Below are 24,534 nucleotides of genomic sequence, written 5' to 3' on the forward strand. Positions count from 1 at the left end.
ACCGGCGACGGCGGCGGGTCAGAGGCGGGAGGCGGAGGCGCGGTCGAGGAACCAGATGGTCTCCTCGCCGCCGGTGACGCCGACGGCGGGGACGTCGTGGACGTCGGCGACGTCGCCACCGGCTCCGGTCCGGCCGGCGAGCGCTCGGGCGACCGCCTCGGCCTTGCCCTCGCCGCTGACGAGGAACCACAGCGCCCGGTTGCGGTTGAGGGCCTCGAAGGTGAGGCTGACCCGCTCCGGCGGGGGCTTGGGGGAGTCGTGCACGGCCACGGTGAGCGCGTCGCGCACGTCGAGGGCCGGGTGGCCGGGGAACAGCGACGCGACGTGGGCGTCGGGCCCGAGCCCGAGCATCACCACCTCGAACCCGGCGCCGCCGTGCTCGCGCAACGCCTCGGCGTACGCCGTCGCGGCCTCCTCGACGCTGGCGCAGTCGGTGGTGGTCGGCACCTCGTGCACGTGCGCGTCCGGCACCCCGACGGCGGCGAGGAACGCCTCGCGCGCCTGACCGGCGTTGCGGTCGGGCGAGCCGGGCTCGACGTACCGCTCGTCGCCCCACCACACCTCGACGCGCGTCCAGTCGATCTCCGCTCCGGGGGCGAGCCGGGCCAGCTCGCGGTGCACGACCTCGGCGATGGTGCCGCCGGTCAGTGCGATGTGGGGCACGCGCCCGGCGGCCTGGGCGTCGGCGAGCCGGGTCAGCAGCTCGCCGGCGACCGCGGTGGCCAGCGCCTGGTCGTCGTCGTGGACCTCGATGCGGGGAGTGGTCATCGGCGCCGGTGCTCCTGGTAGTAGGCGATGAGGGCGCGCGTCGAGGCGTCCTGCTCGGCCAGCGCGTCGGCGTCGCCGGCCAGCGCCGGCCCGACCTGCTGGGCGAGCTGCTTGCCGAGCTCGACGCCCCACTGGTCGAAGCTGTCGATGCCCCAGACGACGCCCTGGGTGAAGGTGATGTGCTCGTAGAGCGCGACCAGCTGGCCGAGCACCGACGGCGTGAGGTCCGGCGCGATGATCGAGGTGGTCGGCCGGTTGCCGGTGAAGACCCGGGCCGGGACGATGGACTCCTCGGTGCCCTCGGCGCGCACCTCGTCGGCGGTCTTGCCGAAGGCCAGGGCGCGGGTCTGGGCGAGGAAGTTGGCGAGGAACAGCTCGTGGACGTCCTCCTCGCCGTCGGCGAGCGGGTACGCAGGGTTGGCGAACGCGACGAAGTCCGCCGGCACGAGCCGGGTGCCCTGGTGGAGGAGCTGGTAGAACGCGTGCTGCCCGTTGGTGCCGGGCTCGCCCCAGAACACCTCGCCGGTCTCGGTGGTGACCGGGCTGCCGTCCCAGCGCACGCCCTTGCCGTTGGACTCCATCGTCAGCTGTTGGAGGTACGCCGGGAAACGGTGCAGCAGCTGGGAGTAGGGGAGGACCGCGTGGGTCTCGGCCCCGAGGAAGTCGGTGTACCAGACGTTGAGCAGCCCCATCAGCAGCGGCACGTTGTCCGCCGCCGGCGCCGTGCGGAAGTGCTCGTCCATCGCGTGGAAGCCGGCCAGGAGCTCGGCGAAGCGCTCGGGACCGATCGCGATCGCGAGCGAGGTGCCGATCGCGGAGTCCAGCGAGTAGCGCCCGCCGACCCAGTCCCAGAACCCGAAGGCGTTGTCGGGGTCGATGCCGAAGTCGGCGACCTTGTCCAGGGCCGTCGAGACGGCCACGAAGTGCTGCACGACCGCCGCGCGCTCGCCAGGTTCGTCGGTCAGGTCGCCCCGCTCGCGCAGCCCGTCGAGCAGCCACTGCCGGCACAGCCGGGCGTTGGTGAGCGTCTCCAGCGTCCCGAAGGTCTTGCTCGAGACGATGAACAGCGTCGTCGCCGGGTCCAGCCCGGCGAGCGTCGTGGCCGCGTCGGTGGGGTCGATGTTGCTGATGAACCGGCACTCGAGGCCCTCCTGGCGGTACGCCGCCAGCGCCTCGTAGGCCATGACCGGTCCGAGGTCGGACCCGCCGATGCCGATGTTGACGACCGTGCGGACCCGCTCGCCGGTCACCCCGGTCCAGTCGCCGCTGCGGACCCGGTCGGCGAAGGCGTAGACCCGGTCGAGCACCTCGTGCACGTCGGCCACGACGTCCTGCCCGTCGAGCGTCGGCCGCCGGTCGGCCGGGGTGTCGCGGGGCAGCCGCAGCGCGGTGTGCAGCACGGCGCGGTCCTCGGTGACGTTGATCCGCTCACCGCGGAACATCGCCTCCCGCCGCGCCGCCAGCCCGATCTCCTCGGCCAGGTCCAGCAGCGCGGCGAGCACGTCGTCGTCGACCAACGACTTCGACAGGTCGACCCGCAGGTCGCCGGCGGTCCGGGTCAGCCGCTCGACGCGACCCGGGTCCTGGTCGAACCAGGCGCGCAGGTCCGGGGAGAAGCCCTCCGCCAGCGACGCGAGCCGCGCCCAGGCCGACGTGGAGGTCGGGTCCACCGGCGCAGCGGTCACGCCCCGGCCTTCTCCATCTGGCCCCGGACCGTCTCGACCAGCTCGGTCCAGGACTTCTTGAACTTGTCCACGCCCTCCTGCTCGAGCACGAGCAGGACGTCGTCGAAGTCCACCCCGAGCTCGCCCAGCCGCTCGAGGATCGCGCGGCCCTCGCCGCCCTTGCCGGTGACGACGTCGCCGAGGACCTCGCCGTGGTCGGCGAACGCCTCGAGGGTCTTCTCCGGCATCGTGTTGACGGTGTCGGGCACGACCAGGCCGGTGACGTACATCGTGTCGTCGTAGTCGGGGTTCTTCACACCGGTCGAGGCCCACAGCGGCCGCTGCATGGACGCACCCGCCTCCTCGAGCGCTCGCCAGCGGTCGGACGCGACGACCTCGGCGAAGGCGTCGTACGCCACCAGCGCGTTCGCGACCGCGGCCTTGCCCCGCAGCGCCAACGCGACATCGCCGCCGACGGCCTCGAGCCGCTTGTCCACCTCGGAGTCCACGCGCGAGACGAAGAACGACGCCACCGAGCGGATCGTGGAGAGGTCGTGACCGGCCTCCCGGGCCTGCTCGAGACCGGTGAGGTAGGCGTCCATGACGGCGCGGTAGCGCGCCTCGCTGAAGATCAGCGTGACGTTGACGCTGATGCCCTCCGCGATCGCCGTGGTGATGGCCGGCAGCCCCTCGAGGGTCGCCGGGATCTTGATCAGCGCGTTCGGCCGGTCGACCGCCTGCCACAGCTGGCGGGCCGAGGCGATCGTGCCCTCGGTGTCGTTGGCCAGGTCCGGCTCGACCTCGATGGAGACCCGCCCGTCGGCAGCGGTGCGCTCGGCGACCGGGGCCAGCACGTCGCAGGCGTTGCGGACGTCCTCGGTGGTGAGCTCGAAGATCACCTCGTCCACCGAGCGGCCGTCGGCGACGAGCTTGCGCACCTGCTCGTCGTACCGCTCGCCGTCCGCGATCGCGGAGGCGAAGATGGTCGGGTTGGTGGTCACGCCGACGACGGACCGGGTGGTGACGAGGTCGGCCAGGTTGCCGGTCTCGATGCGCTCGCGCGACAGGTCGTCGAGCCAGATCGACACCCCCGCGTCCGCCAGGGCCTTCAGACGATCACTCACAAGTTGTCCCTTCTGGAAGTCACTGCTCTCAGTACCCGAGGCGCCGTGGCGTCACTCGGTGGCGACCCGCAGGCTGTCCCGGGCGGCGTCGGCGACGGAGCGCGCCGTGACGCCGTACTCCTCGTAGATCCGCGCGTAGTCGGCCGACGCGCCGTAGCGGTCGATGGAGACCATGCGGCCGTGGTCGCCGACGTAGTCGCGCCAGCCCTGCTTGACGCCCGCCTCGACCGAGACCCGCGCCTTCACGGTCGGCGGCAGGACGGTCTCGCGGTAGGCGGTGGACTGCTCCTCGAACCACTCCAGGCACGGGAAGGAGACCACGCGCGCGGCGATGCCGTCGGCGGCGAGGAGCTCGCGAGCCTCGACCGCCAGCTGCACCTCCGAGCCGGTGCCCATCAGGATCACGTCGGGGTCGCCGCTGTCGGCGTCGACGAGCACGTAGCCGCCCTTGGAGACGTCGTCGGTGGTCGCGAAGCCGTCGGTGCCGCGCGGGAAGACCGGCACGTTCTGGCGGGTGAGGGCCAGGGCGGCCGGACGGTCGACGTTGCGCAGGATCGTCAGCCAGGCGGCGGCCGTCTCGTTGGCGTCGGCCGGGCGGACGACGTCGAGGCCCGGCATCGCGCGCAGGGCGGCGAGGTGCTCGATCGGCTGGTGGGTCGGGCCGTCCTCGCCCAGGCCGATGGAGTCGTGGGTCCAGACGTAGGTCACGGGGAGCTGGCTGAGCGCCGCGACGCGGACCGAGCCCCGCATGTAGTCGGAGAAGGTGAGGAAGGTGCCGCCGAAGACGCGGGTCAGCTTGTCGGCCGCGATGCCGTTCATGATCGCGCCCATGCCGTGCTCGCGGATGCCGAAGTGCAGGACGCGGCCCTGGTAAGGGTCACCGGTCCAGTCGCGGGTGCTGCGGCCCTCGGGGATGAACGACGGCGCCGACTCGATCGTCGTGTTGTTCGAGCCGGCCAGGTCGGCCGAGCCGCCCCACAGCTCGGGCAGCACGGGGGCCAGTGCGTTGATCACCTTGCCGGACGCCGAGCGGGTGGCGACGCCCTTGGCGTCGGCCTCGAAGGTCGGCACGACGTCAGCCAGGCCCTCGGGCAGCTCGCGCGCCCGGAGCCGGTGCAGCAGCTTCTCCCTCTCGGGGTTGGCGGCCGCCCACGCGGCGTACCGCTCGTCCCACTCCTTGCCCCAGCCGGAGCCGCGGGTCCGCAAGGCGCGGGTGTGCTCGAGCACCTCCGGCGGCACCTGGAAGCGCTGCTCGGGGTCCCAGCCCAGGATCTCCTTGGTGGCCGCGACCTCCTCGTCGCCCAGCGCGCTGCCGTGGGCCTTCTCGGTGCCCTGGGCGTTCGGTGCCGGCCAGGCGATGACGGTGTCGAGCACGATCAGCGACGGGCGGTCGGTGACCTCGCCGGCGGCGACGATCGCCTGGTGCAGGGCCGGGACGTCCTCGCGGTACTCCTCGCCGCCGTTGGTCCAGTCGACGGTCTGCACGTGCCAGCCGTACGCCTCGTAGCGCTTGGCGACGTCCTCGGTGAACGCGACGTCGGTGTCGCCCTCGATCGAGATCCGGTTGCGGTCGTAGACCACGGTGAGGTTGCCGAGCTGCTGGGTGCCGGCGATCGACGAGGCCTCGCTGCTCACGCCCTCCTGCAGGTCGCCGTCGGAGCACAGGGCGTAGACGTGGTGGTCGAACAGGCTCTCGCCAGGGGCCGCTTCGGGGTCGAGCAGGCCGTGGACGCGACGGGCCGACATCGCCATGCCGACGGCGTTCGCGACACCCTGGCCCAGCGGGCCGGTGGTCACCTCGACGCCGGCGGTGTGGCCGAGCTCGGGGTGGCCCGGGGTCTTCGACCCCCAGGTCCGCAGCGCCTTGATGTCCTCGAGCTCGAGGCCGAAGCCGCCGAGGAAGAGCTGGGTGTACAGGGTGATGCTGGAGTGGCCGCAGGAGAGGACGAACCGGTCCCGCGAGATCCAGGTGGGGTCCGCCGGGTCGTGCCGCATGACCTTCTGGAACAGCAGGTAGGCGACCGGGGCGAGGCTCATGGCGGTCCCGGGGTGGCCGTTGCCGACCCGTTGGACAGCGTCCATCGCGAGCACCCGGGCGGTGTCCACCGCCTTGTCGTCGAGGTCGCTCCACTCGAGGTCGGGCACAGTCGTCACGAGGAACCTTTCGGGGTGGGGATCAGCTGAGGTCGAGCCGGGATCACGCCGCGGGAGAGACCGCTCACACCCGCGAGCGATCGGGCTCGGGCGTTTCCGAGCCTACTGACCACCGGGGCTAGACTCACACCCGCTCCACGCTCCCGATCCCATCCGAGGACACCGTGACCCACGTCGGCCAGTCGGCCACCGCTCCCGAGCGGCACGAGTCCGGCGAGCCGACCCCGAGGGCAACGGTGCGCGACGTCGTCGCGGCGTACGTCGGGCTCACCAAGCCACGTGTCATCGAGCTGCTCCTGCTCACCACCGTGCCGGTCATGTTCTTCGCCGCCCGGGGGATCCCCGAGCTGGGCCTGGTCCTCGCGACCGTCGTCGGCGGGACGTTCTCGGCCGGGTCGGCCTCGGTCTTCAACTGCGTCTACGACCGCGACATCGACGAGCAGATGCGGCGCACCCGTCGCCGGGCGCTGCCGCGGCACATCGTGTCGCCGCGCGCGGCGCTGGTCTTCGGCTTCGTGCTCGCGGTGCTCTCGACCGTGGTGCTGCTGCTGTGGGTCAACCCGCTGTCGGCCGCGCTGTCGCTCGGCGCCAACGCGTTCTACGTCTTCGGCTACACGATGCTGCTCAAGCGCCGCACTACCCAGAACATCGTCTGGGGCGGGCTGGCTGGCTGCTTCCCGGCGCTCATCGGCTGGACCGCGGTCACCGGCGAGCTGTCGTGGGTGCCGGTCGTGTTGTTCATGGTCGTCTTCTTCTGGACGCCGCCGCACACCTGGGCGCTCGCACTGCGCTACCGCGAGGACTACGCGAACGTCGACGTGCCGATGCTGCCCGTGGTCAAGCCGGCCCGCGAGGTCGGCCGGCAGATCGTGATCTACAGCTGGGTCATGGTCGCCACCTCGCTGCTGCTGTGGCCGGTCGCCGGCACCGGCGCGGCGTACCCCGTGGCGGCCGCCGTCCTCGGCGCCGTCTTCCTGCTCGAGGCGCACCGGATGCACGCCCGGGCCCGTGACACCGAGGACCTCGGGACCATCCAGCCGATGCGGCTGTTCCACTCCTCGAACCTCTACCTCTCGCTGCTCTTCGTCGCCGTGGCGCTCGACCCGCTGCTCTCCCGCTAGTCGGCGATCCCGGCTGGTTGAAGGCGCGTCAGCGCCTGTCTCGAAACCTGCCTCCGTCTGCGGGGCCGGTGTCGCCGCCTGCGGCGAGCATGGTGGTGGCTCCTGTGTCGCTCTGCGGCCGTGCCGAGGGGGGAGGTGCGCCGGGGTGGGGGTCGGGGCCTGCGGCTGCGGGTCGCCTCCGTGCTCGACCTGCGGATCGTTAAGTGGTCCAGACCGGTCGTGACTGCCCGGCCTACCTGCGGTTTCACGGAACAGGCATCCCCGGACGGGTGGTCCCGGTCACCTTCAGGTGTCAGGCGTGACTACGGCGGGCATGACCCGTTGTGACTATGTCGCACCTCGGGTGCGAGCCGCGCTCCATGGGGGAGGCCCGCGGCGTCTGAACTGGGGGGTTCACGATGTCTCACGCTGTCCTGGTGCCAGATGGCACCTCACGTCTTCCTGATCGGGAGACCGCTCCGGAGACGCAGGCCGTCGACGATCCGGGCTGGTGCAGCCTGTGCTGGGTCGTCCACCGGTCGGTCTCCGCGCCCGCCAGCCGCCCCTGAGGGGGCGGCACGCGATGGGCGCGACCTGCATCGCCCTGGTGCCCGCCTACAACGAGGAAGCGGGCATCGCACGGACCATCGAGTCGCTGCTGAACCAGACGCGGCGTCCCGACCTGGTCGTGGTGGTGGCGAACAACTGCACGGACCGCACGGTGGAGATCGCCCGCACCTACCCGGTGCGGGTGGTCGACATGTGGCGGAACCCGGACAAGAAGGCCGGGGCGATGAACTTCGCCTGGGAGCAGTACGCCGCGGGGCACGACTTCGTGTTCACGATGGACGCCGACACCGAGCTGGCGCCGGACGCGATCGAGCACCTGGTCGCCGACCTCGAGGCCGACACCGGCCTCGGGGCGGTGTGCGCGAGGTACTGGGCCAAGGAGGGCGAGGGCCTGGTGTGGCGGCTGCAGCGGCTGGAGTACGCCCGCTTCGACGACACCCGTGACCTGCGCGGCTGGAAGGTGCAGGTCGCTTCGGGTGCCGCGGTGATGTACCGCAACGAGGCACTGCTCCAGGTCTGCCGCGAGCTGGGACGCCCCACCCCGTGGGACGGCACCAGCCTGATCGAGGACTACGCGCTGACGCTCGACCTCAAGACCGTCGGGTGGCGGGTCGCGGCGTCGTCTACGGCCCACGTGCACACCGACACCCCGGCGACGTTCGGGGAGCTGTGGCAGCAGCGGCTCCGCTGGTGCCGCGGCGGGATCGACGAGGTCCGCAAGCGGGGCTGGACGCCGGCGACCCGGCGCGACATCGGCGCCTACGGGTTCTTCGGGTTCTCGACCTTGATGCGTGCGCTGTTCGTGGTCTTCCTCGTCCTGCTGCTCGTCAACGACGGTTCCTGGCGCTTCGCGCTGGTCGGGCTCATCCCGCTCGCCGTCATGTTCCTCGAGCGCGTCACCAGCTTCATGCGTCTGTCCGGCAAGTCGTGGCGCGACTGGTCGGTCGTCGTGGTGGTCCTCGTCGAGGACGCCTACGGCCTCTTCCTGGAGGCCTGCACGTTCAAAGCGATCTACAACAGCCTGCGCACCCGGCGCCAGGCGTGGTAACCGGAAGGATCTCGAGATGTCTGTAGCCGTGCCCACCTCTGTGGACGGCGGACTCGGCGGCGGGGGCGCGGTCGGCGCGGCCGGCGCCGGCGCCGCAGCCGCGAGCGGAGCGCCCGACTGGCTGGTGTGGCTGCTCATCGGCTTCACCGTCCTGATGCTGACCTGGTTGATCTGGCGCGTGGGCAAGCGCGGCGGCAAGCGCGCTCCGCTCACGCTGGCCGTCGTCCTGCTCGTCGGGGTGGGCGCCGTCGTGCTCACCCGGCCGGCGCCCGAGACCGCCGCGGCGGTCGACCGGCAGGCGGCGACCGCCGCGCAGGAGGCCGCTGCCCGCGGGAAGGTGGCTGCCGGATCCGAGGGGATGGTGGGGCTGTCCTTCGACGACGGCCCCTCGCCCGAGGTCACCCCGGCCATCCTGCGGATCCTGCGCCAGCAGGGGGTCCGAGCGACGTTCTTCCTGCAGGGCACCGAGGTCAAGAAGCACCCGGACCTGGTCCGGGCCATCCAGCGTGACGGCCACGTGATCGGCAACCACTCCTACAACCACCCGGACTTCTCCACGCTGACCTACGACCAGGCGCGGCAGTCCATCGAGTGGACCAACAACCTCATCGAGCGCGTGACCGGCGAGCGGCCGACGCTGTTCCGCTACCCGTTCGGCAACTCCAACCCGGAGACCGACCGGGCGGTCCGCGACCTGGGGATGTGGGACGTCCTGTGGCACTGGAGCGAGCCGGGGACCGGCGACTTCGAGTGCCCGGGCTGGAAGGAGGTCGAGCGCTACGCGATCAACCAGCTGGCCGACCAGGCGATCATCCTGCTGCACGACGGCAACGACGTGATCGGGTGCGGTGAGAAGCAGCTGAAGTACCTCGACCGGCTGATCCGCACCGCGCGCCAGGCCGGCTACGACTTCGGCACGATCGCCACCGCTGACGGCCCGAGCCACATCAACCAGGACTCGTGGGTCCAGGTGGTGGCGCCGGAGTAGCACCGGCCCCGGCCGGCGCCCCGGCGTACGACGTCCGCGTCAGCGCAGGGGCGCCGGCTCGCGCAGCCGGGGGTCGCCGCCGTCCTCGAGGGCGTCGACCAGCCGCTGGCGCGAGGACTGCGGGTGCCGGACGGTGAGCAGGGCCCAGGTGAGCGCGGCGGAGGTCAGCGCGGCGCCGAGCAGGTGGAAGCCGACCAGCACGACGGGCAGGTCGGTGAAGTACTGCACGAAGCCGACGGCTCCCTGGGCGAGCTCGACGCCGAGCAGCACGCGCGCCGCGCGCTGGGCCTGGCGCGGCGCGCCCGTGGCGCGCAGTGCGAGCACCAGACCGATCGTGAGCCCGAGCAGCAGGAACACCGCGTCGGCGTGGAGCTGGCTGACCTGGAGCGGGTCCAGCCCGGTCCGCACCGAGTCCTCGTCGCCCGCGTGCGGGCCGGAGCCGGTCACGATGGTGCCGATGTAGAGCACTGCCCAGCCGGCCGCGAACATCGCCCACGCCAGCGGGAGCAGGCCGCCGCGGGCGGGTGGCCCGACGGGCGCGCGGGCGACCTGCAGGAACCGCACCGACAGGGCGATGATCGCCAGCGAGCAGAGCAGGTGGAACGAGACGACCCACGGGTTGAGGTCGGTCAGGACGGTGATGCCGCCGATGACCGCCTGCGCCGGGATGCCGAACGCCAGGAGGGTGGAGAGCCGCAGCAGGTCGCTGCGCCGGGTGCGCCACGCGACGAGGAACGTCGCCACCGCGATCGCGACCAGCACGAAGGTCAGCATCCGGTTGCCGAACTCGATCGCGGCGTGCATGGTCAGCTCGCCGTGCGGGGTGTAGGACTCCTCGGTGCACCGCGGCCAGGTCGGGCAGCCGAGCCCCGAGCCGGTCAGCCGCACCGCGCCGCCGGTCACGACCAGCACGCAGTTGGCGACGAGCGTCGCCCAGCCCATCGGCCGCACCCACCGGGTGGCGTCCTCGACGGTGAACCGGGCCTTGGATCCCACGCTTCTCACTCCCACTTGAACGTCCGGGCGGTCAGCACCGTGCCGACCACCGCCCACCCGGCGAGGGTGAGAAGCGCCACGGGCGCGACGACCCCGTCGATCAGCGCGTCGCGCATCGCGCCGCCGAGGGCGCCCGAGGGCAGCCACTGCACGACGTCGCCGAAGGAGCCGTACGCCGACGCCGGCAGCACCACGGCGCCGCCGGCCATGAGCAGCAGGTAGACCAGGTTCGCGGCGGCCAGGGTGGCCTCCGCGCGCAGCGAGCCGGCGAGGAAGAGGCCGAGCGCGGCGAACGCGGCGGTCCCCAGGAGCACCGCCAGCAAGGTGCCGAGCACCGCGCCGACCCCGCCGGCCGGGTCCCAGCCCATCGCCAGCGCGACGGCCGAGATCACCGCGGCCTGGAGCGCCTCGACCGCGACCAGCGCACCGACCTTGCCCGCGAGCAGGCCGGACCGGGGGAGCGGGGAGGTGCCGAGCCGCTTGATGACGCCGTAGCGCCGCTCGAAGCCGGTCGCGATCGCCAGCGAGGTGAACGCCGTCGACATCACCGCGAGCGCCAGGACGCCCGGCGTGAACACGTCGATCGCGCGACCGGTGAGCTCGAGGTCGACCCGGTCGGCGCCCATGACGGCGCCGACCAGCACGATGACGGGGATGACGACGGCCAGCAGCAGCTGCTCGCCGTTGCGCAGCATCAGCCGGGCCTCCATCGAGGCCTGCGCGCGGACCTGGCTCAGCCAGGGCGCGCCGCCGGGCTGCGGGGTCCAGTCGGTGGTCGAGGTGGGGCTCGTCGTGCTCATGGCTGCAGCTCCCGCCCGGTCAGCTCGAGGAAGACGTCCTCGAGGTTGCGCTGCCCCAGCGTCAGCGACTCCGGGAGCACGCCCTGCGCCTCGCACCAGCCGGAGACCTTCGCCAGCGTGGTGGCATCGGCCGGGCCGGTCACCAGCAGGCTGACCTCGTCGAGGAGGGTCACCTCGATGGCCCCGCCGAGCGCGGCCCGCAGCGAGTCGGGCGCCCCCGGCGGGAACGGCCGGCTGACGACCAGCCTGATCGTCGCGACCGTGCCGCCGCGCGTCAGCTGCACGGGCGATCCGGAGGCGATGAGGCGGCCGTGGTCGATGATGTGGATCCGGTCGGCGAGCCGCTCGGCCTCGTCCATGTAGTGGGTGGTCAGCACCACGGTCACGCCGGCGTCGCGCAGCTCGCCGAGCAGCTCCCAGGTGGTGCGCCGCGACTGCGGGTCCATGCCGGCGGTGGGCTCGTCGACGAAGACGATCTCCGGGCGGCCGACGAGCGCCATCGCGAGCCCCAGGCGCTGCTGCTGGCCACCGGAGAGCCGGCGGTACGGCGTACGTCCGCACTCGCCGAGGCCGAGGCGCTCGGCGAGCAGGTCGACGTCCATCGGGTGGGCGTGCAAGCGGGCGACGTGGCGCAGCATCTCCATCGCGCGCACGCCGCTCCAGGCGCCGCTGCCCTGGAGCATGACGCCGATCCGGGGGAGGAGGTCCTTGCGCTGCGCGACCGGGTCGAGCCCGAGCACGCGCACGGTGCCGCGCTGCGGTCGGCGGTAGCCCTCGCAGGTCTCGAGGGTGGTCGTCTTGCCGGCCCCGTTCGGGCCGAGCACGGCGGTGATGCTGCCGCGGTCGACGGTCAGGGAGAGCTCGTCCACGGCGACCTTGTCGCCGTACCGCATCACCAGGCCGTCGACGGCGACTGCTGGGGCGGCGTCGGACACCGCACCAGTCTAGGAAACCGCTCCCGCCCGGACCTCGCCGGGCGGGCGGGGCGGCGCGGGCCTCTGCCCGCGGCCTAGGGTTCGAGCCGTGAACGCGGTGCTCCTCTGGCTCGTGCTGGCCACGTCGGTGGTCGCCCTGGTGCTGGTCGTCCTCCACCTGGTGCGCGACGAGACCGCCGGCGACCCGACGTTCCTGGCGCTCGCGGTGGTCGAGGTCCTCCTGCTGGTGCAGGCGGTCCTGGGCAGCGTGGCGCTCGCGGGCACCGACCGCGAGATCTCCGGGGTCACCTTCGTCAGCTACCTGTGGTCGATCGTGCTGGTGCTGCCGATCGGCGCGTTCTGGTCGCTGGCCGAGCGCACCCGCGCCGGCACCGCCGTGCTGCTGGTCGCCCTGCTCACCGTCGTCGCCCTCGAGGTCCGCCTGCAGTCGCTCTGGACCGTCGGTGCGTGACCTCTCCAGCGGCCCGGGCCGCGTGCTGGTGGCGGTGTACGCCGTGTTCGCGGTCGCCGCGACCGGCCGCTCGCTGGTGCAGCTCGGCACGGACGCCGACCGGGCCCCGGTGGCGTACTCCCTCTCGCTCCTCGCCGCGCTCGTCTACCTCGCCGCGACCACGTGCCTGCTCGTCGGCGGGCGCCGCGGCTGGTGGGCGGCGCTCGTGGCGGTCGTCGTCGAGGCGGTGGGCGTGCTGGTCGTCGGCACGCTGTCCTACGTCGCCACCGACCTGTTCCCGGACCGGACCGTGTGGTCGCACTTCGGGCAGGGCTACGCCTTCCTCCCGCTGGTGCTCCCGGTTGCCGGGCTGGTCTGGCTGCGACGTACGTCACCGGCCCGGAGCAGGTAAGGGGAGCCTTCCTTGAAGGGCCCCGCGCATTAACGTCACACTGGTGTAGTGGAATTCGAGGGAGCCCGTTCGGGCGGTGACCAGCCGACGCGCCAGCGCGTCGCCCGGTCGATCCTCGTCGACGGTCCCTCGACCGCCGCGGCCCTGGCCCAGCGCCTCGCGCTGACGCCGGCAGCGGTGCGCCGCCACCTCGACCAGCTGGTCGAGGAGGGCGCCGTCGAGGCCCGCGAGCCGAGCACCACCGCGGTCCGCGGCCGTGGTCGTCCGGCGAAGGTGTTCGCGCTGACCTCGGTCGGCCGCGACAGCTTCGACCAGCAGTACGACGACCTGGCCGTCCAGGCCCTGCGCTTCCTGCGGGAGACCGGCGGCGAGAAGGCCGTCCGGGAATTCGCGGGCCGCCGGGTGGCGTTCATCCAGGAGAGGTTCGGCGAGGTCGCCGAGCAGCACCCGGAGCTCAGCCCGGTGGAGTCCCTGGCCCGCGTCCTGACCGACGAGGGCTACGCCGCCGCGGTGCGCGACGGGCCGGTGGGGGAGCAGCTGTGCCAGCAGCACTGCCCCGTCAGCCACGTGGCGCACGAGTTCCCCCAGCTGTGCGAGGCCGAGACCGAGGCCTTCGCCGCGGTCCTGGGCAGCCACGTCCAGCGGCTGGCCACCATCGCCCACGGCGACGGGGTGTGCACGACCTGCATCCCCACCGTCCCGGCAGCAAGCACGAGCACCACCCCGAGCACGTCCATCGAGGAGAAGGAGAAGGTCCGCTAATGACCTCCATCGAGGAGCTGAACCCCGAGCTCAAGGGCATCGGCCGCTACGAGTTCGGCTGGGCCGACCCGGACACCGCCGGTGCGACCGCCAAGCGCGGTCTCAACGAGGACGTCGTCCGCGACATCTCCGCGAAGAAGAACGAGCCGCAGTGGATGCTCGACCTGCGCCTGAAGGGCCTCAAGCTCTTCGACCGCAAGCCGATGCCGACCTGGGGCTCCGACCTCGGCGCGATCGACTTCGACAACATCAAGTACTTCGTGCGGTCCAGCGAGAAGCAGGCCGCCACGTGGGACGACCTCCCCGAGGACATCAAGAACACCTACGACAAGCTCGGCATCCCCGAGGCGGAGAAGCAGCGCCTGGTCTCCGGTGTCGCCGCGCAGTACGAGTCCGAGGTCGTCTACCACTCGATCCGCGAGGACCTCGAGGCCCAGGGCGTGCTGTTCCTGGACACCGACACCGCGCTCCGCGAGCAGCCGGAGCTGTTCAAGGAGTACTTCGGCACCGTCATCCCCGTCGGTGACAACAAGTTCTCCGCGCTCAACACCGCGGTGTGGTCCGGCGGCTCGTTCATCTACGTGCCCAAGGGCGTCCACGTCGACATCCCGCTCCAGGCCTACTTCCGGATCAACACCGAGAACATGGGCCAGTTCGAGCGGACGCTGATCATCGCCGACGAGGACTCCTACGTGCACTACGTCGAGGGCTGCACGGCGCCGATCTACAGCTCGGACTCGCTGCACTCCGCGGTCGTCGAGATCGTCGTGAAGAAGGGCGCCCGCGTCCGCTACACGACCATCCAGAACTGGTCGAACAACGTCTACAACCTCGTCACCAAGCGCGCGACCTGCGAGGCCGGCGCGACGATGGAGTGGGTCGACGGCAACATCGGCTCCAAGGTGACGATGAAGTACCCGGCCGTCTACCTCATGGGCGAGCACGCCAAGGGCGAGACGCTCTCGATCGCGTTCGCCGGCGAGGGCCAGCACCAGGACGCCGGCGCCAAGATGGTGCACGCCGCGCCGCACACCTCCAGCTCGATCCTGAGCAAGTCGGTGGCCCGTGGCGGTGGCCGGACGTCGTACCGCGGCCTGATCCAGGTCAACGAGGGCGCCTACGGCTCGAAGTCCAACGTGCTGTGCGACGCGCTGCTCGTCGACCAGATCTCGCGCTCGGACACCTACCCCTACGTCGACATCCGCGAGGACGACGTGTCCATGGGCCACGAGGCGAGCGTCTCGAAGGTCTCCGACGACCAGCTCTTCTACCTCATGTCGCGCGGCATGGAGGAGGACGAGGCGATGGCGATGATCGTCCGCGGCTTCGTGGAGCCGATCGCCAAGGAGCTGCCGATGGAGTACGCCCTCGAGCTCAACCGCCTCATCGAGCTGCAGATGGAGGGCGCGGTCGGCTGATCGCCGACCCCGTCCCACCCCGCTGCCGACCGTAGAAAGACAGACGTAGTGACCGTGACTGACACCGACCTCGGCACTGACCCGAGCACCGCCCGCGACAGCGTCGCGAGCGCGCTCGAGCAGGACCGGGTGGAGTCCCACCTCAACCCGCCGCCGTCGTACGACCTGGCCGACCACCCGGTCCCGACCGGGCGCGAGGAGGTCTGGCGCTTCACCCCGCTCAAGCGGCTGCGCGGCATCCTCGACGGCGAGGCGTCCGACAAGCAGCTGCGCCGCGAGGTCTCGTTGCCCGAGGGCGTGACGCTGACCGAGATCACCGCCGAGCAGGCGCGCGAGCTCGGCGAGCTCGCGCCGAACGACCGCCCCTCGGCGCTGGCCGTGGCCAACGCCGGCGGCGCGGTGCTGCTCGACGTGCCGGCCGAGCTCGAGGCGACCGAGCCGGTCGTCGTGACGCTGACCGGCGAGAGCGCCGACGACCTCGTGTGGGGCCACGTCGTGGTCCGCCTCGGCCGCTTCTCGAAGGCGACCGTCGTGCTGCGCCACGCCGGCTCCGCCCGGTACGCCGCCACCACGACCGTGGTGGTCGGCGACGGTGCCGAGCTCAACATGGTCTCGCTGCAGGACTGGGACGACGACGCGGTCCACCTCGGCCGCGACGCCATCCGGGTCGGCCGCGACGCGAGCGTCAAGCACACCTCGGTGAGCTTCGGCGGCGACGTGGTCCGGATGCACGCCAACGTCGAGTACGACGGTCCCGGCGGCGAGGCCGAGCTCCTCGGCCTGTACTTCGCCGACGCCGGCCAGCACCTCGAGCACCGGCTCTTCGCCGACCACAACCAGCCGCGCACCAAGTCCAACGTCGTCTACAAGGGCGCGCTGCAGGGCCAGGGTGCGCGGACGGTGTGGATCGGCAACGTGCTGATCCGCAAGGTCGCCGAGGGCATCGAGACCTACGAGGAGAACCGCAACCTCGTGCTCACCGACGGCTGCCAGGCCGACTCGGTGCCGAACCTCGAGATCGAGACCGGTGAGATCGAGGGCGCGGGCCACGCGTCCGCGACCGCCCGCTTCGACGACGAGCAGCTGTTCTACCTGCGCTCGCGCGGCGTCTCCGACGCCGAGGCGCGCCGCCTGGTGCTGCACGGGTTCTTCAACGACCTGATCCGCAAGGTCGGCATCCCCTCCCTGGAGGAGCAGCTGACCGACACCGTCGAGGCCGAGCTCGCCAAGAACGTGCTCGACGGGCTCGCGCCCGTGGGTGGCGCGCAGTGAGCTTCGAGCGCGCCTGCGCCCTGTCCGACGTACCCACCGACGAGGCGCTCGCCGTCACCGTCGGGGCGTACGACGTCGCCGTCGCCCGCAACGGTGACGAGGTCTACGCGCTGCAGGACCTCTGCTCCCACGCCGCCGTGTCCCTGAGCGAGGGAGAGGTCGCGGACTGCTCCGTCGAGTGCTGGCTGCACGGCTCGCGCTTCGACCTCCGCACCGGCAAGCCCACCGGCCTCCCGGCCACCGAACCCGTCGCGACCTTCCCCGTGGAGGTCCGCGAGGGCCCCGACGGACCCAGCGTCTACGTCGACACCACCACCACCCTGAACGGAGTCACCCCCTCATGAGCGAGCTCGTCATCAAGGACCTGCAGGTGTCCGTGGACACCGAGGACGGTCCCAAGGAGATCCTCAAGGGCGTCACCCTGACCATCGGGTCGGGCGAGACCCACGCGATCATGGGCCCCAACGGGTCCGGCAAGTCCACGCTGGCCTACTCGATCGCCGGCCACCCGAAGTACACGATCACCGGCGGGACCGTCACCCTCGACGGCGAGGACGTCCTCGCGATGTCGGTCGACGAGCGCGCCCGCGCGGGCATGTTCCTCGCGATGCAGTACCCCGTCGAGGTCCCCGGCGTCTCGGTGTCGAACTTCCTGCGCACGGCGAAGACCGCTATCGACGGCGAGGCCCCCAAGCTGCGCACGTGGGTCAAGGACGTCAACGGCGCCCTCGAGCGCCTCAACCTCGACCCGACCTTCGGCACCCGCTCGGTCAACGAGGGCTTCTCCGGCGGTGAGAAGAAGCGCCACGAGATCGCCCAGCTCGAGCTGCTCGACCCGAAGGTCGCGATCCTCGACGAGACCGACTCCGGCCTCGACATCGACGCGCTCAAGGTCGTCTCCGACGGCGTGAACCGCTTCCGCGAGAAGGAGGGCAAGGGCGTCCTGCTGATCACGCACTACACGCGGATCCTGCGCTACATCAAGCCCGACCACGTCCACGTCTTCGTCGCCGGCCGGGTCGCCGCGTCCGGCGGCCCCGAGCTCGCCGACGAGCTCGAGGCCGAGGGCTACGACAAGTACCTCAAGGCCGCGGCGGTCTGATGACGCTCCCCGGACTCCTCCCCGAGCTGGAGGTCATCCGCAAGGACTTCCCGATCCTCGAGCGCACGCTCGCGGGCGGGATGCCGCTGGTGTACCTCGACAGCGCGAACACCTCGCAGAAGCCGCAGTGCGTGATCGACGCGATGGTCGACCACCTCGAGCGGCACAACGCGAACGTCGCGCGCGCCATGCACCAGCTCGGGGCGGAGTCCTCCGAGGCGTTCGAGAACGCGCGCGACGTGGTCGCGCGGTTCATCGGCGCCCCGAGCCGCGACGAGGTGATCTTCACCAAGAACGCCTCCGAGGCGCTCAACCTCGTCGCCAACACGCTCGCCTGGGCGACCGGCGACCTGGCGATCGGGGAGGGCGACGAGGTCGTCATCACCGAGATGGAGCACCACTCCAACATCGTGCCGTGGCAGCTGCTCACCGAGCGCAAGGGCGCCACGCTGCGGTGGTTCGGCCTGACCGAGTCCGGCGAGCTCGACCTGGCCGACATCGACTCGCTGATCACCGAGCGGACCAAGGTCGTCTCGCTGACCTGGGTCTCGAACATGCTCGGCACGATCAACCCGGTCAAGGAGATCGCCCGGCGCGCTCACGAGGTCGGCGCGATCGTCGTCGTCGACGCCTCGCAGGCCGCGCCGCAGCTGCCGGTCGACGTCACCGAGGTCGACGCCGACGTGCTGGTCTTCACCGGCCACAAGGTCGTGGGCCCGACCGGCATCGGCGTCCTGTGGGGCAAGCGCTCGCTGCTCGAGCAGCTGCCGCCGTTCCTCGGCGGCGGCGAGATGATCGAGACCGTCCGCATGGAGCGGTCGACGTACGCCGGGATCCCGCACAAGTTCGAGGCCGGCACCCCGCCGATCGTCGAGGCCGTCGGCCTCGGCGCCGCGTTGGAGTACCTCGCGGCCATCGGGCTGGACAACATCCACCGCCACGAGCAGGCGATCACGGCGTACGCGCTCGACGGGCTCGCCACGATCCCCGGCCTCCGCGTCCTCGGCCCGCTCGACGCCGCCCGGCGCGGGGGAGCGGTCGCGTTCGAGATGGACGGCGTGCACCCCCACGACATCGCCCAGGTGCTCGACTCGCGCGGCGTCGCCGTGCGGGCGGGCCACCACTGCGCGAAGCCGGCGCACGCGCGCTTCGGCGTGCAGAGCTCGACCCGGATGTCGTCGTACCTCTACACGACCCCCGCGGAGATCGACGCCCTCGTGGAGGGCCTCGAGCACACCCGCGCGTACTTCAAGGTGGGCTGAGGAATGAACGCCGAGCTGGACTCGCTCTACCAGGAGATCATCCTGGACCACTACAAGAACCCGCACCACGCCGGCCTGCGCGACCCCTACGAGGCCGAGGTGCACCACGTGAACCCGACCTGCGGCGACGAGGTGACGCTGCGCGTCCACATCGCCGAGGGCACGGTGGTCGACGTGTCGTACGACGCCGTCGGCTGCTCGATCTCGCAGGCATCCGCGTCGGTGATGACCGACCTCGTGATCGGCAAGCCGGTCGACGAGGCGATGTCGGTCCACGAGGAGTTCCTGACCCTGATGCAGGGCAAGGGGACCGTGGAGCCCGACGAGGACGTGCTGGAGGACGGCATCGCCTTCGCCGGTGTCGCGAAGTTCCCCGCGCGCGTCAAGTGCGCACTGCTGTCCTGGATGGCCTGGAAGGACGCCACCGCCCGATCCCTGGAGGAGACCCGATGACCGAGCTCGACCACTCCGACCTGCCGGAGGTCCCCGAGGCCACCGGTGCCGCCCCCGCCGGCTCCTCGACCGTCTCGCCCGAGGAGGTCACCGAGGCGATGAAGGACGTCGTCGACCCCGAGCTGGGGATCAACGTCGTCGACCTGGGCCTGGTGTACGACGTGCACGTCGACGAGGGCTCGAACGTCGTCCTCGACATGACGCTCACCTCCGCGGCCTGCCCGCTGACCGACGTCATCCAGGACCAGACCAACGCCGCGCTCGAGGGCCTGGTCAACGACGTCGCGATCAACTGGGTCTGGATGCCGCCGTGGGGCCCGGACAAGATCACCCCCGACGGCCGCGAGCAGCTGCGCGCCCTCGGCTTCAACGTCTGAGCCGCACGTGAGCAACCAGCCGCCTGAGGTCTCGGCCGAGGTCGAGGCGTTCTGGGTCCTCGCGCGCCGGCAGGCGCGGCTGGAGCGGCTGCCCGGCTACTTCGGCCCGTCCGCGCTGGCCTCGCTGCCGCCGCCGGCGTGGTCCTTCGGGGCCTCGCCCGCGCAGGCCGACGAGCTCGCCGACCTGGTGGCCGACGGGGTCAAGACGGCGACGGCGAGCGCCGCGGAGGACTACGCCGCCGAGGGCGTGCCGCTGCCCGAGCCGGGCACGCTCGGCATCGTCCTCGACGGCTCCGGCCACCCGCGCGCGCTCGTGACCACCACCGCGGTCGAGGTCGTGCCCTTCGACCAGGTGCCGGCCGAGCACGCGCACGCCGAGGGCGAGGGCGACCGGTCGCTCGCCACCTGGCGCGCGCGGCACGAGGCGTTCTTCCGCGACGACGACCCGCACGGCCGCGGGTTCCGCCCGGACATGCCGGTCGTGCTCGAGCGGTTTCGCGTGCTGCACCCCAAACCCGGGCGGTGAGCACCTCCGCCGTCGTGCCCGTGCCCACCGAGCGGTGGGAGCGGTGGGTGCTGAACTTCCAGGGCCGCCACGGCCCGACCGCTCTGGCGGTCGTCTCCGGTGCGCTGACCGGCAGCGCCCAGGACGGGTCGACCTTCGCGGCGTCCCTGCCCTTCGAGGCGGCGTACGCCGGCCTGCCGGACGCCGACGCGTTCGCCGCCGCCGCCCGCGAAGCGGTGCCCGCGGACTGGGGCGTGCTGCTCGTGCGCAAGGGCGGCTTCGCCGTCGCTCGGCTCGCCGGCACGGCCGTCGTGGACTCCAAGGTCGGCCAGCGGCACGTCCAGGGCCGCACCAAGGCCGGCGGGCAGAGCCAGCAGCGGTTCGCGCGCCGTCGCGACAACCAGGCGCGGGCCGCCTACGAGGCCGCGGCCGGCCATGCCGCCCGCGTCCTCGCGAGCCTCTCCGGCCTCGACGGTCCGGTCGTCACCGGCGGGGACCGGCCGGCGGTCGAGGAGGTCCTGGGCGGGGCGCCGCTCGACCGGCTCCGCGTGGTCGGCCCTTGGCTCGCCGTGCCCGATCCTCGGCGGGCGGTGCTCGACCAGGCCGTCCGCGACGCCTGCTCGCTGCAGGTCGAGGTCGTGAACGCCTGAGCGCTCCGGCGCGCGCGTGCGGCCTGCACAGGATCTCCACGCGCTGTGCGAGTCTTCCGCACACGACTTCTCCTAGCGTCCCCCGCATGATCAGCGTGCGAGGACTCACCAAGCAGTACGGCGACGTGCGCGCCGTGGACGACCTCACCTTCGATGTCGAGCCCGGCAAGGTGACCGGGTTCCTGGGGCCGAACGGGGCCGGGAAGTCGACGACCATGCGGATGGTCCTCGGGCTGGACCGTCCGACCGCCGGCACGGCCACCATCGCCGGCCGGCCGTACGCCGCCCTCGACGCGCCGCTGCGCGAGGTCGGCGCGCTGCTCGATGCCGGCGCCGTGCACCCGGGTCGCACCGGGCGCGCGCACCTGCGGATCGCCGCCCGCAGCAACGGGATCCCGCTGCGCCGGGTGGAGGAGGTCATCGGCGTGGTCGGCCTCGACCCGGCCGCCCGCCGGCGGGTGCGGAGCTACTCGCTCGGCATGCGGCAGCGCCTCGGCATCGCCGGCGCGCTGCTCGGTGACCCGCCCGTGCTCCTCTTCGATGAGCCGGTCAACGGCCTCGATCTCGACGGGGTGCGGTGGATCCGCGGCCTCCTGCGCCGGTTCGCCGACGAGGGGCGGACGGTGCTGGTCTCCAGCCACCTGATGAGCGAGATGCAGCTGGTCGCCGACCGACTGCTCGTCATCGGGCGCGGCCGGATGATCGCCGACGCGGCGATCGACGAGGTCCTGCACGGTCTGGACGGTCGGCGGGTCCGCGTGCGCAGCCCGCGGGTCGAGGAGCTGCAGGCCGCGCTGGCCGGCCGCGCGGAGACCGTCCGCGTCGCCGACGACGAGATCGAGGTCCGCGGGCTCGAGGTGGCGGCCGTGGGGGACGCGGCTCACGCGGCACGCGTGCCGGTGCACCACCTCGCGGAGGCGGAGCAGTCCCTCGAGCATGCCTACCTGGCGCTCACCGGGGACAGCGTCGAGCACGTCGGCCGGCTCGCGGACACGGTCGCCGAGGTGGCCCGGTGAGCGCGCGGTCGCTGCGGTGCACGGCAGCCGCCGAGTGGAGCCGGATCTGGACGGTCAGGTCGAGCTGGCTGCTCGCCGGTGTGACGGCGCTGGTGGTGCTCAGCATCAGCATCCTCGTCGGTCTCGAGGCCGCGGACGACCCGGCCGGGGTGCCGGCCGACGCGAGCGCCTGGGACGGCGGCCGGCCCACCGCGATGTTCGCGCTCTTCGGGGTGCTGGCGCTGGCGGTGGTGGCGAGCACCGCCGACCACGGCACCGGCGGGATCGTGCCGACCCTGCAATGGACGCCCCGGCGCCACCTGCTGCTGGTGGCGCGGGTGGGGGTCATCGCGCTCACGACGTCCGCGCTCGGCGTGCTGCTCGTCGCGGGCGCCGGCTCCGTCGTGTGGTCGCTGGTGCCGGAGATCGGCCTGCCCGCGAGGCAGGGCGCCGAGGTGTTGGGCGGTGTCGCGATCGTGCTAGCGGCCGGAGCCGTCATGGCGGTCGGCCTGGGTCTGCTGCTGCGCAGCACCGCGGGAGGCCTGGTGAGCGTGAGCGCGCTCGTGCTCGTGCTGCCGATGCTCCTGGCCCAGCTGCCCTACGGCTGGTCCCAGGAGCTGGCCACGGTGATGCCCGGGTCGGGGGCGCTCTTCCTGGTGTTCGGGGAGGGCCCGAGTGACGACATGACGACCACGTCGGCGCGGTTGACGCTGGCCGTCTGGGCGCTCGGCGCGCTGCTCACCGGCGGCGCCCGGCTGCTACGAGGTGACGCGGACCGCTGAGGTTCTCCCTGCGCGCGCCTGCGTGACGCGGCGGCCGCCCGTGGCTAGCGTCCGAGCCATGTGGCAGCCCGAGCCGGGGTGGCTGGCGATGCCCGGCGGCAGCGGTACGTCCACCGTCGGGGTCTGGCGCACGGTCCTCGGCGACCAGCCGGTCGTGGTCAAGCGCCTCGCGCGCCCGGCCCCCGGCGACCCGGACGAGCTCTCCGACCCGCACCACCCGGCGTACTGGCGGCGGGCGGCGGACGTGCTCACCAGCGGGCTCGTCGTGGGAACGCCGGGCCTGCGGGCGGACCCGCAGGCCGCCGCCGAGGAGGACGAGGACGGGATCACGCTGACCCAGGCGTGGGTCGAGGACGCGGCGAACAGCGGGCTCTTCGTGGCCCGCTGCCTGGGGACGTTCGCCGGTGCGACGCTCGACGGGCCGGCGCTGGCGCGCGGCCAGCTGCGGCACCGGATGACGCGCGTCGAGCGCAACGGCGGATGGCGCACCCTGGCGCGCACCACGGTCGCCGACGTCGCCGACCACCTGTGGAGCCGACGGCTCGCGCTGCTCGGCGGGCTCGACGACCTGCCGCAGGTGCCGCAGCACGGCGACCCGACACCCGCGAACCTGCCCGGCCGCGACGGCGACGACGTGCTCGCCCTCGACTGGGGCACGCTCGGCCACGGGCCGGTCGGTGCCGACCTCGGCTACTACGCGCTGCAGGCCCGCGAGGAGCTCGAGCCGCTGGTCGAGGCGTACCTGCTCGGCCTGCCCGACGGGCTCGCCTCGCCCGAGCAGGTGCTGCACGGCGCCCGGGTGACCGCTGTGCTCACCGCGCTCAACCGCGCGGAGTGGGCGCTGGCCCGGGTCGCCGGGGGAGAGGGCGCCCTCGCCGGCAAGTACCGCCACCCTGCCGTCGCTCCCCACCTGCGTGCCCTCCAACGCCAGGCCACCCACCTCGAGGCGCTGCTCCGCGGCTGAGTCGCCGACCAGCGCCGTCGGTCAGAGCCGTTCGGCGGCGAAGGTGTCGCAGGCGTCGAGCGAGCCGGTGTCGAAGCCGGTCCGGAACCACCGCACGCGCATCGCAGCGGAGCCGTGCGTCCACGACTCCTCGCTGACCTGGCCGCGGGTCTTCTCCTGGATCCGGTCGTCGCCCACGGCCTCGGCGGCGGCGACGGCCTCCTCGACGTCGCGCTGGGTCAGCTCGCTGATGAGCACCTGGCCGTCGGCGTCCTCGGTGGAGGTGGCCGCGCGCGTCCACATGCCGGCGTAGCAGTCGGCTTGCAGCTCCAGGCGCACCGCGTCGCTGGTCGGGCCCTGCTGGGTGCGCACCCTGCCCATGGTGCCGAGGAGGTTCTGGACGTGGTGGCCGTACTCGTGGGCGAGCACGTACGGCTCGACGAAGCCGCCGTCGGGTCCGCCGAGCTGGCGCTCGAGCACGGCGTCGAAGAAGGTCGAGTCGAGGTAGATCGAGGAGTCGGCGGGGCAGTAGAACGGGCCGACGTCGGAGCTCGCCCCGCCGCAGCCGGTCTGCGTCGAGCCGGAGAATGTCGCGAGCTGCTCGACCGGCTGGAACCGGCCGCCGAGCTCGTCGGACCAGAAGTCGTGCAGCGAGTTCTCGACCGCGACCCGGGCGCAGTCGACGTCGTTGTTGGCGTCCTCGCCGGTCCGGCAGTTCTCGTAGCGGTCGCTGCCGGCGAACCGGCTGGTGTCGTACGACGCCGCGCCCAGGCCCGGCACGCCGCCCCCACCGCCGCCGTCGGTCATGCACTGCGTGAGCACCAGGAACAGCACGACGACGATGACGCCACCGATGCCGCCGCCGGCACGCATGCCACCGGGGATCATCATCGGGCCGCCGCCGCGGCCGCCGCCCAGCCCGCCGCCCCCGCGGCCGAGGGCGCCGCCACCGCCGCGCCCGCGGTCGCGGACCCGCCCCGTGTCCAGCCGCGCCTTGGGGTTGAACCGCATGGTGACTCCTCAC

General features: G+C 72.4%; 26 protein-coding genes. 18 read left to right on the top strand and 8 right to left on the bottom strand.

Annotated elements, in window-relative coordinates; all coding sequences use genetic code 11:
• Positions 1–18 precede the first annotated feature (18 nt).
• From pgl to tkt, 4 genes are read right to left on the bottom strand one after another with little or no spacing between them, the layout of a single operon-like run.
• A complete protein-coding gene (gene pgl, locus H7344_RS02190) occupies positions 19–768 on the bottom strand; it encodes a 6-phosphogluconolactonase (RefSeq protein ID WP_186344358.1) in 750 nt (249 codons plus the stop codon).
• Positions 765–2,453, bottom strand: a complete 1,689-nt coding sequence (pgi, locus tag H7344_RS02195; protein WP_186344359.1) for a glucose-6-phosphate isomerase — start codon at positions 2,451–2,453, stop codon at positions 765–767. The genes pgl and pgi overlap by 4 nt, the downstream gene beginning before the upstream one ends.
• A complete protein-coding gene (gene tal, locus H7344_RS02200) occupies positions 2,450–3,556 on the bottom strand; it encodes a transaldolase (RefSeq protein ID WP_186344360.1) in 1,107 nt (368 codons plus the stop codon). Before tal ends, pgi begins: the two co-directional genes overlap by 4 nt.
• 51 nt (positions 3,557–3,607) lie before the next feature.
• Positions 3,608–5,701 (bottom strand): transketolase, encoded by a 2,094-nt coding sequence (gene tkt / locus H7344_RS02205; protein ID WP_373286508.1) that lies wholly within the window; start codon positions 5,699–5,701, stop codon positions 3,608–3,610.
• A 173-nt stretch (positions 5,702–5,874) separates the two neighbouring features.
• On the opposite strand from tkt, the gene H7344_RS02210 reads away from it, so the two are divergent.
• The 3 genes from H7344_RS02210 to H7344_RS02220 all read left to right on the top strand — a co-directional run bounded on the left by H7344_RS02210 (position 5,875) and on the right by H7344_RS02220 (position 9,416).
• Positions 5,875–6,831 carry a heme o synthase gene (locus tag H7344_RS02210; RefSeq protein WP_186344362.1) on the top strand — a complete coding sequence of 319 codons (957 nt, stop codon included), beginning with the start codon at positions 5,875–5,877 and terminating at the stop codon, positions 6,829–6,831.
• A 562-nt stretch (positions 6,832–7,393) separates the two neighbouring features.
• Positions 7,394–8,428, top strand: coding sequence for a glycosyltransferase family 2 protein (locus H7344_RS02215; protein WP_186344363.1), 1,035 nt, complete (start codon positions 7,394–7,396; stop codon positions 8,426–8,428).
• Positions 8,429–8,444: 16 nt separating this feature from the next.
• Entirely contained in the window at positions 8,445–9,416 is a 972-nt protein-coding gene (locus H7344_RS02220) for a polysaccharide deacetylase family protein (RefSeq protein WP_186344364.1), read from the top strand.
• A gap of 39 nt (positions 9,417–9,455) precedes the next feature.
• Here H7344_RS02220 and H7344_RS02225 read toward each other — a convergent pair whose 3' ends face one another.
• Genes H7344_RS02225 through H7344_RS02235 form a run of 3 tightly spaced genes read right to left on the bottom strand, consistent with a single transcriptional unit; the run spans position 9,456 to position 12,147 of the window.
• The gene (locus tag H7344_RS02225) at positions 9,456–10,412 is read right to left on the bottom strand and encodes a COX15/CtaA family protein (RefSeq protein ID WP_229706787.1); all 957 of its coding nucleotides are present in this window, start codon (positions 10,410–10,412) and stop codon (positions 9,456–9,458) included.
• Positions 10,413–10,417: 5 nt separating this feature from the next.
• Positions 10,418–11,212, bottom strand: coding sequence for an ABC transporter permease (locus H7344_RS02230; protein ID WP_186344365.1), 795 nt, complete (start codon positions 11,210–11,212; stop codon positions 10,418–10,420).
• Positions 11,209–12,147, bottom strand: coding sequence for an ABC transporter ATP-binding protein (locus tag H7344_RS02235; protein WP_229706786.1), 939 nt, complete (start codon positions 12,145–12,147; stop codon positions 11,209–11,211). The genes H7344_RS02230 and H7344_RS02235 overlap by 4 nt, the downstream gene beginning before the upstream one ends.
• A gap of 88 nt (positions 12,148–12,235) precedes the next feature.
• Between H7344_RS02235 and H7344_RS02240 the strand changes: the two genes are divergently transcribed.
• From H7344_RS02240 to H7344_RS02310, 15 genes are all read left to right on the top strand, one after another.
• Complete coding sequence (locus H7344_RS02240; RefSeq protein ID WP_222130088.1) at positions 12,236–12,598, top strand: hypothetical protein; 363 nt, start codon at positions 12,236–12,238, stop codon at positions 12,596–12,598.
• A complete protein-coding gene (locus H7344_RS02245; RefSeq protein WP_186344366.1) occupies positions 12,591–12,989 on the top strand; it encodes a hypothetical protein in 399 nt (132 codons plus the stop codon). Before H7344_RS02240 ends, H7344_RS02245 begins: the two co-directional genes overlap by 8 nt.
• A 48-nt stretch (positions 12,990–13,037) precedes the next feature.
• Positions 13,038–13,751, top strand: coding sequence for a helix-turn-helix transcriptional regulator (locus tag H7344_RS02250; RefSeq protein WP_186344367.1), 714 nt, complete (start codon positions 13,038–13,040; stop codon positions 13,749–13,751).
• Positions 13,751–15,169, top strand: a complete 1,419-nt coding sequence (gene sufB, locus H7344_RS02255) for a Fe-S cluster assembly protein SufB (protein ID WP_186344368.1) — start codon at positions 13,751–13,753, stop codon at positions 15,167–15,169. Before H7344_RS02250 ends, sufB begins: the two co-directional genes overlap by 1 nt.
• 54 nt (positions 15,170–15,223) lie before the next feature.
• Positions 15,224–16,441 carry a Fe-S cluster assembly protein SufD gene (gene sufD, locus H7344_RS02260; RefSeq protein ID WP_186344369.1) on the top strand — a complete coding sequence of 406 codons (1,218 nt, stop codon included), beginning with the start codon at positions 15,224–15,226 and terminating at the stop codon, positions 16,439–16,441.
• Complete coding sequence (locus H7344_RS02265; protein WP_186344370.1) at positions 16,438–16,785, top strand: non-heme iron oxygenase ferredoxin subunit; 348 nt, start codon at positions 16,438–16,440, stop codon at positions 16,783–16,785. Before sufD ends, H7344_RS02265 begins: the two co-directional genes overlap by 4 nt.
• Positions 16,782–17,543 carry a Fe-S cluster assembly ATPase SufC gene (sufC, locus tag H7344_RS02270; RefSeq protein ID WP_186344371.1) on the top strand — a complete coding sequence of 254 codons (762 nt, stop codon included), beginning with the start codon at positions 16,782–16,784 and terminating at the stop codon, positions 17,541–17,543. Before H7344_RS02265 ends, sufC begins: the two co-directional genes overlap by 4 nt.
• Positions 17,543–18,805, top strand: a complete 1,263-nt coding sequence (locus H7344_RS02275; RefSeq protein WP_186344372.1) for a cysteine desulfurase — start codon at positions 17,543–17,545, stop codon at positions 18,803–18,805. Before sufC ends, H7344_RS02275 begins: the two co-directional genes overlap by 1 nt.
• 3 nt (positions 18,806–18,808) lie before the next feature.
• Complete coding sequence (gene sufU, locus H7344_RS02280; protein WP_186344373.1) at positions 18,809–19,258, top strand: Fe-S cluster assembly sulfur transfer protein SufU; 450 nt, start codon at positions 18,809–18,811, stop codon at positions 19,256–19,258.
• The gene (locus H7344_RS02285; RefSeq protein ID WP_166188327.1) at positions 19,255–19,635 is read left to right on the top strand and encodes a metal-sulfur cluster assembly factor; all 381 of its coding nucleotides are present in this window, start codon (positions 19,255–19,257) and stop codon (positions 19,633–19,635) included. The genes sufU and H7344_RS02285 overlap by 4 nt, the downstream gene beginning before the upstream one ends.
• A gap of 7 nt (positions 19,636–19,642) precedes the next feature.
• Positions 19,643–20,161: an ASCH domain-containing protein gene (locus tag H7344_RS02290; RefSeq protein WP_186344374.1), complete on the top strand. Its 519-nt coding sequence runs from the start codon at positions 19,643–19,645 to the stop codon at positions 20,159–20,161.
• Positions 20,158–20,790: an acVLRF1 family peptidyl-tRNA hydrolase gene (locus tag H7344_RS02295; protein WP_229706785.1), complete on the top strand. Its 633-nt coding sequence runs from the start codon at positions 20,158–20,160 to the stop codon at positions 20,788–20,790. The genes H7344_RS02290 and H7344_RS02295 overlap by 4 nt, the downstream gene beginning before the upstream one ends.
• 86 nt (positions 20,791–20,876) lie before the next feature.
• On the top strand, positions 20,877–21,806 hold the full coding sequence (locus H7344_RS02300; protein WP_186344375.1) for an ABC transporter ATP-binding protein: 930 nt from the start codon (positions 20,877–20,879) through the stop codon (positions 21,804–21,806).
• Positions 21,803–22,567, top strand: coding sequence for a hypothetical protein (locus H7344_RS02305; RefSeq protein ID WP_186344376.1), 765 nt, complete (start codon positions 21,803–21,805; stop codon positions 22,565–22,567). The genes H7344_RS02300 and H7344_RS02305 overlap by 4 nt, the downstream gene beginning before the upstream one ends.
• A gap of 58 nt (positions 22,568–22,625) precedes the next feature.
• Positions 22,626–23,531 carry a phosphotransferase gene (locus tag H7344_RS02310; protein WP_186344377.1) on the top strand — a complete coding sequence of 302 codons (906 nt, stop codon included), beginning with the start codon at positions 22,626–22,628 and terminating at the stop codon, positions 23,529–23,531.
• Positions 23,532–23,552: 21 nt separating this feature from the next.
• On the opposite strand, the gene ypfJ is transcribed toward H7344_RS02310, so the two are convergent.
• Complete coding sequence (ypfJ, locus tag H7344_RS02315; RefSeq protein ID WP_186344378.1) at positions 23,553–24,521, bottom strand: KPN_02809 family neutral zinc metallopeptidase; 969 nt, start codon at positions 24,519–24,521, stop codon at positions 23,553–23,555.
• Positions 24,522–24,534 lie beyond the last annotated feature (13 nt).

Source organism: Nocardioides deserti (genome assembly GCF_014266025.1).
Lineage (GTDB): Bacteria > Actinomycetota > Actinomycetes > Propionibacteriales > Nocardioidaceae > Nocardioides > Nocardioides deserti.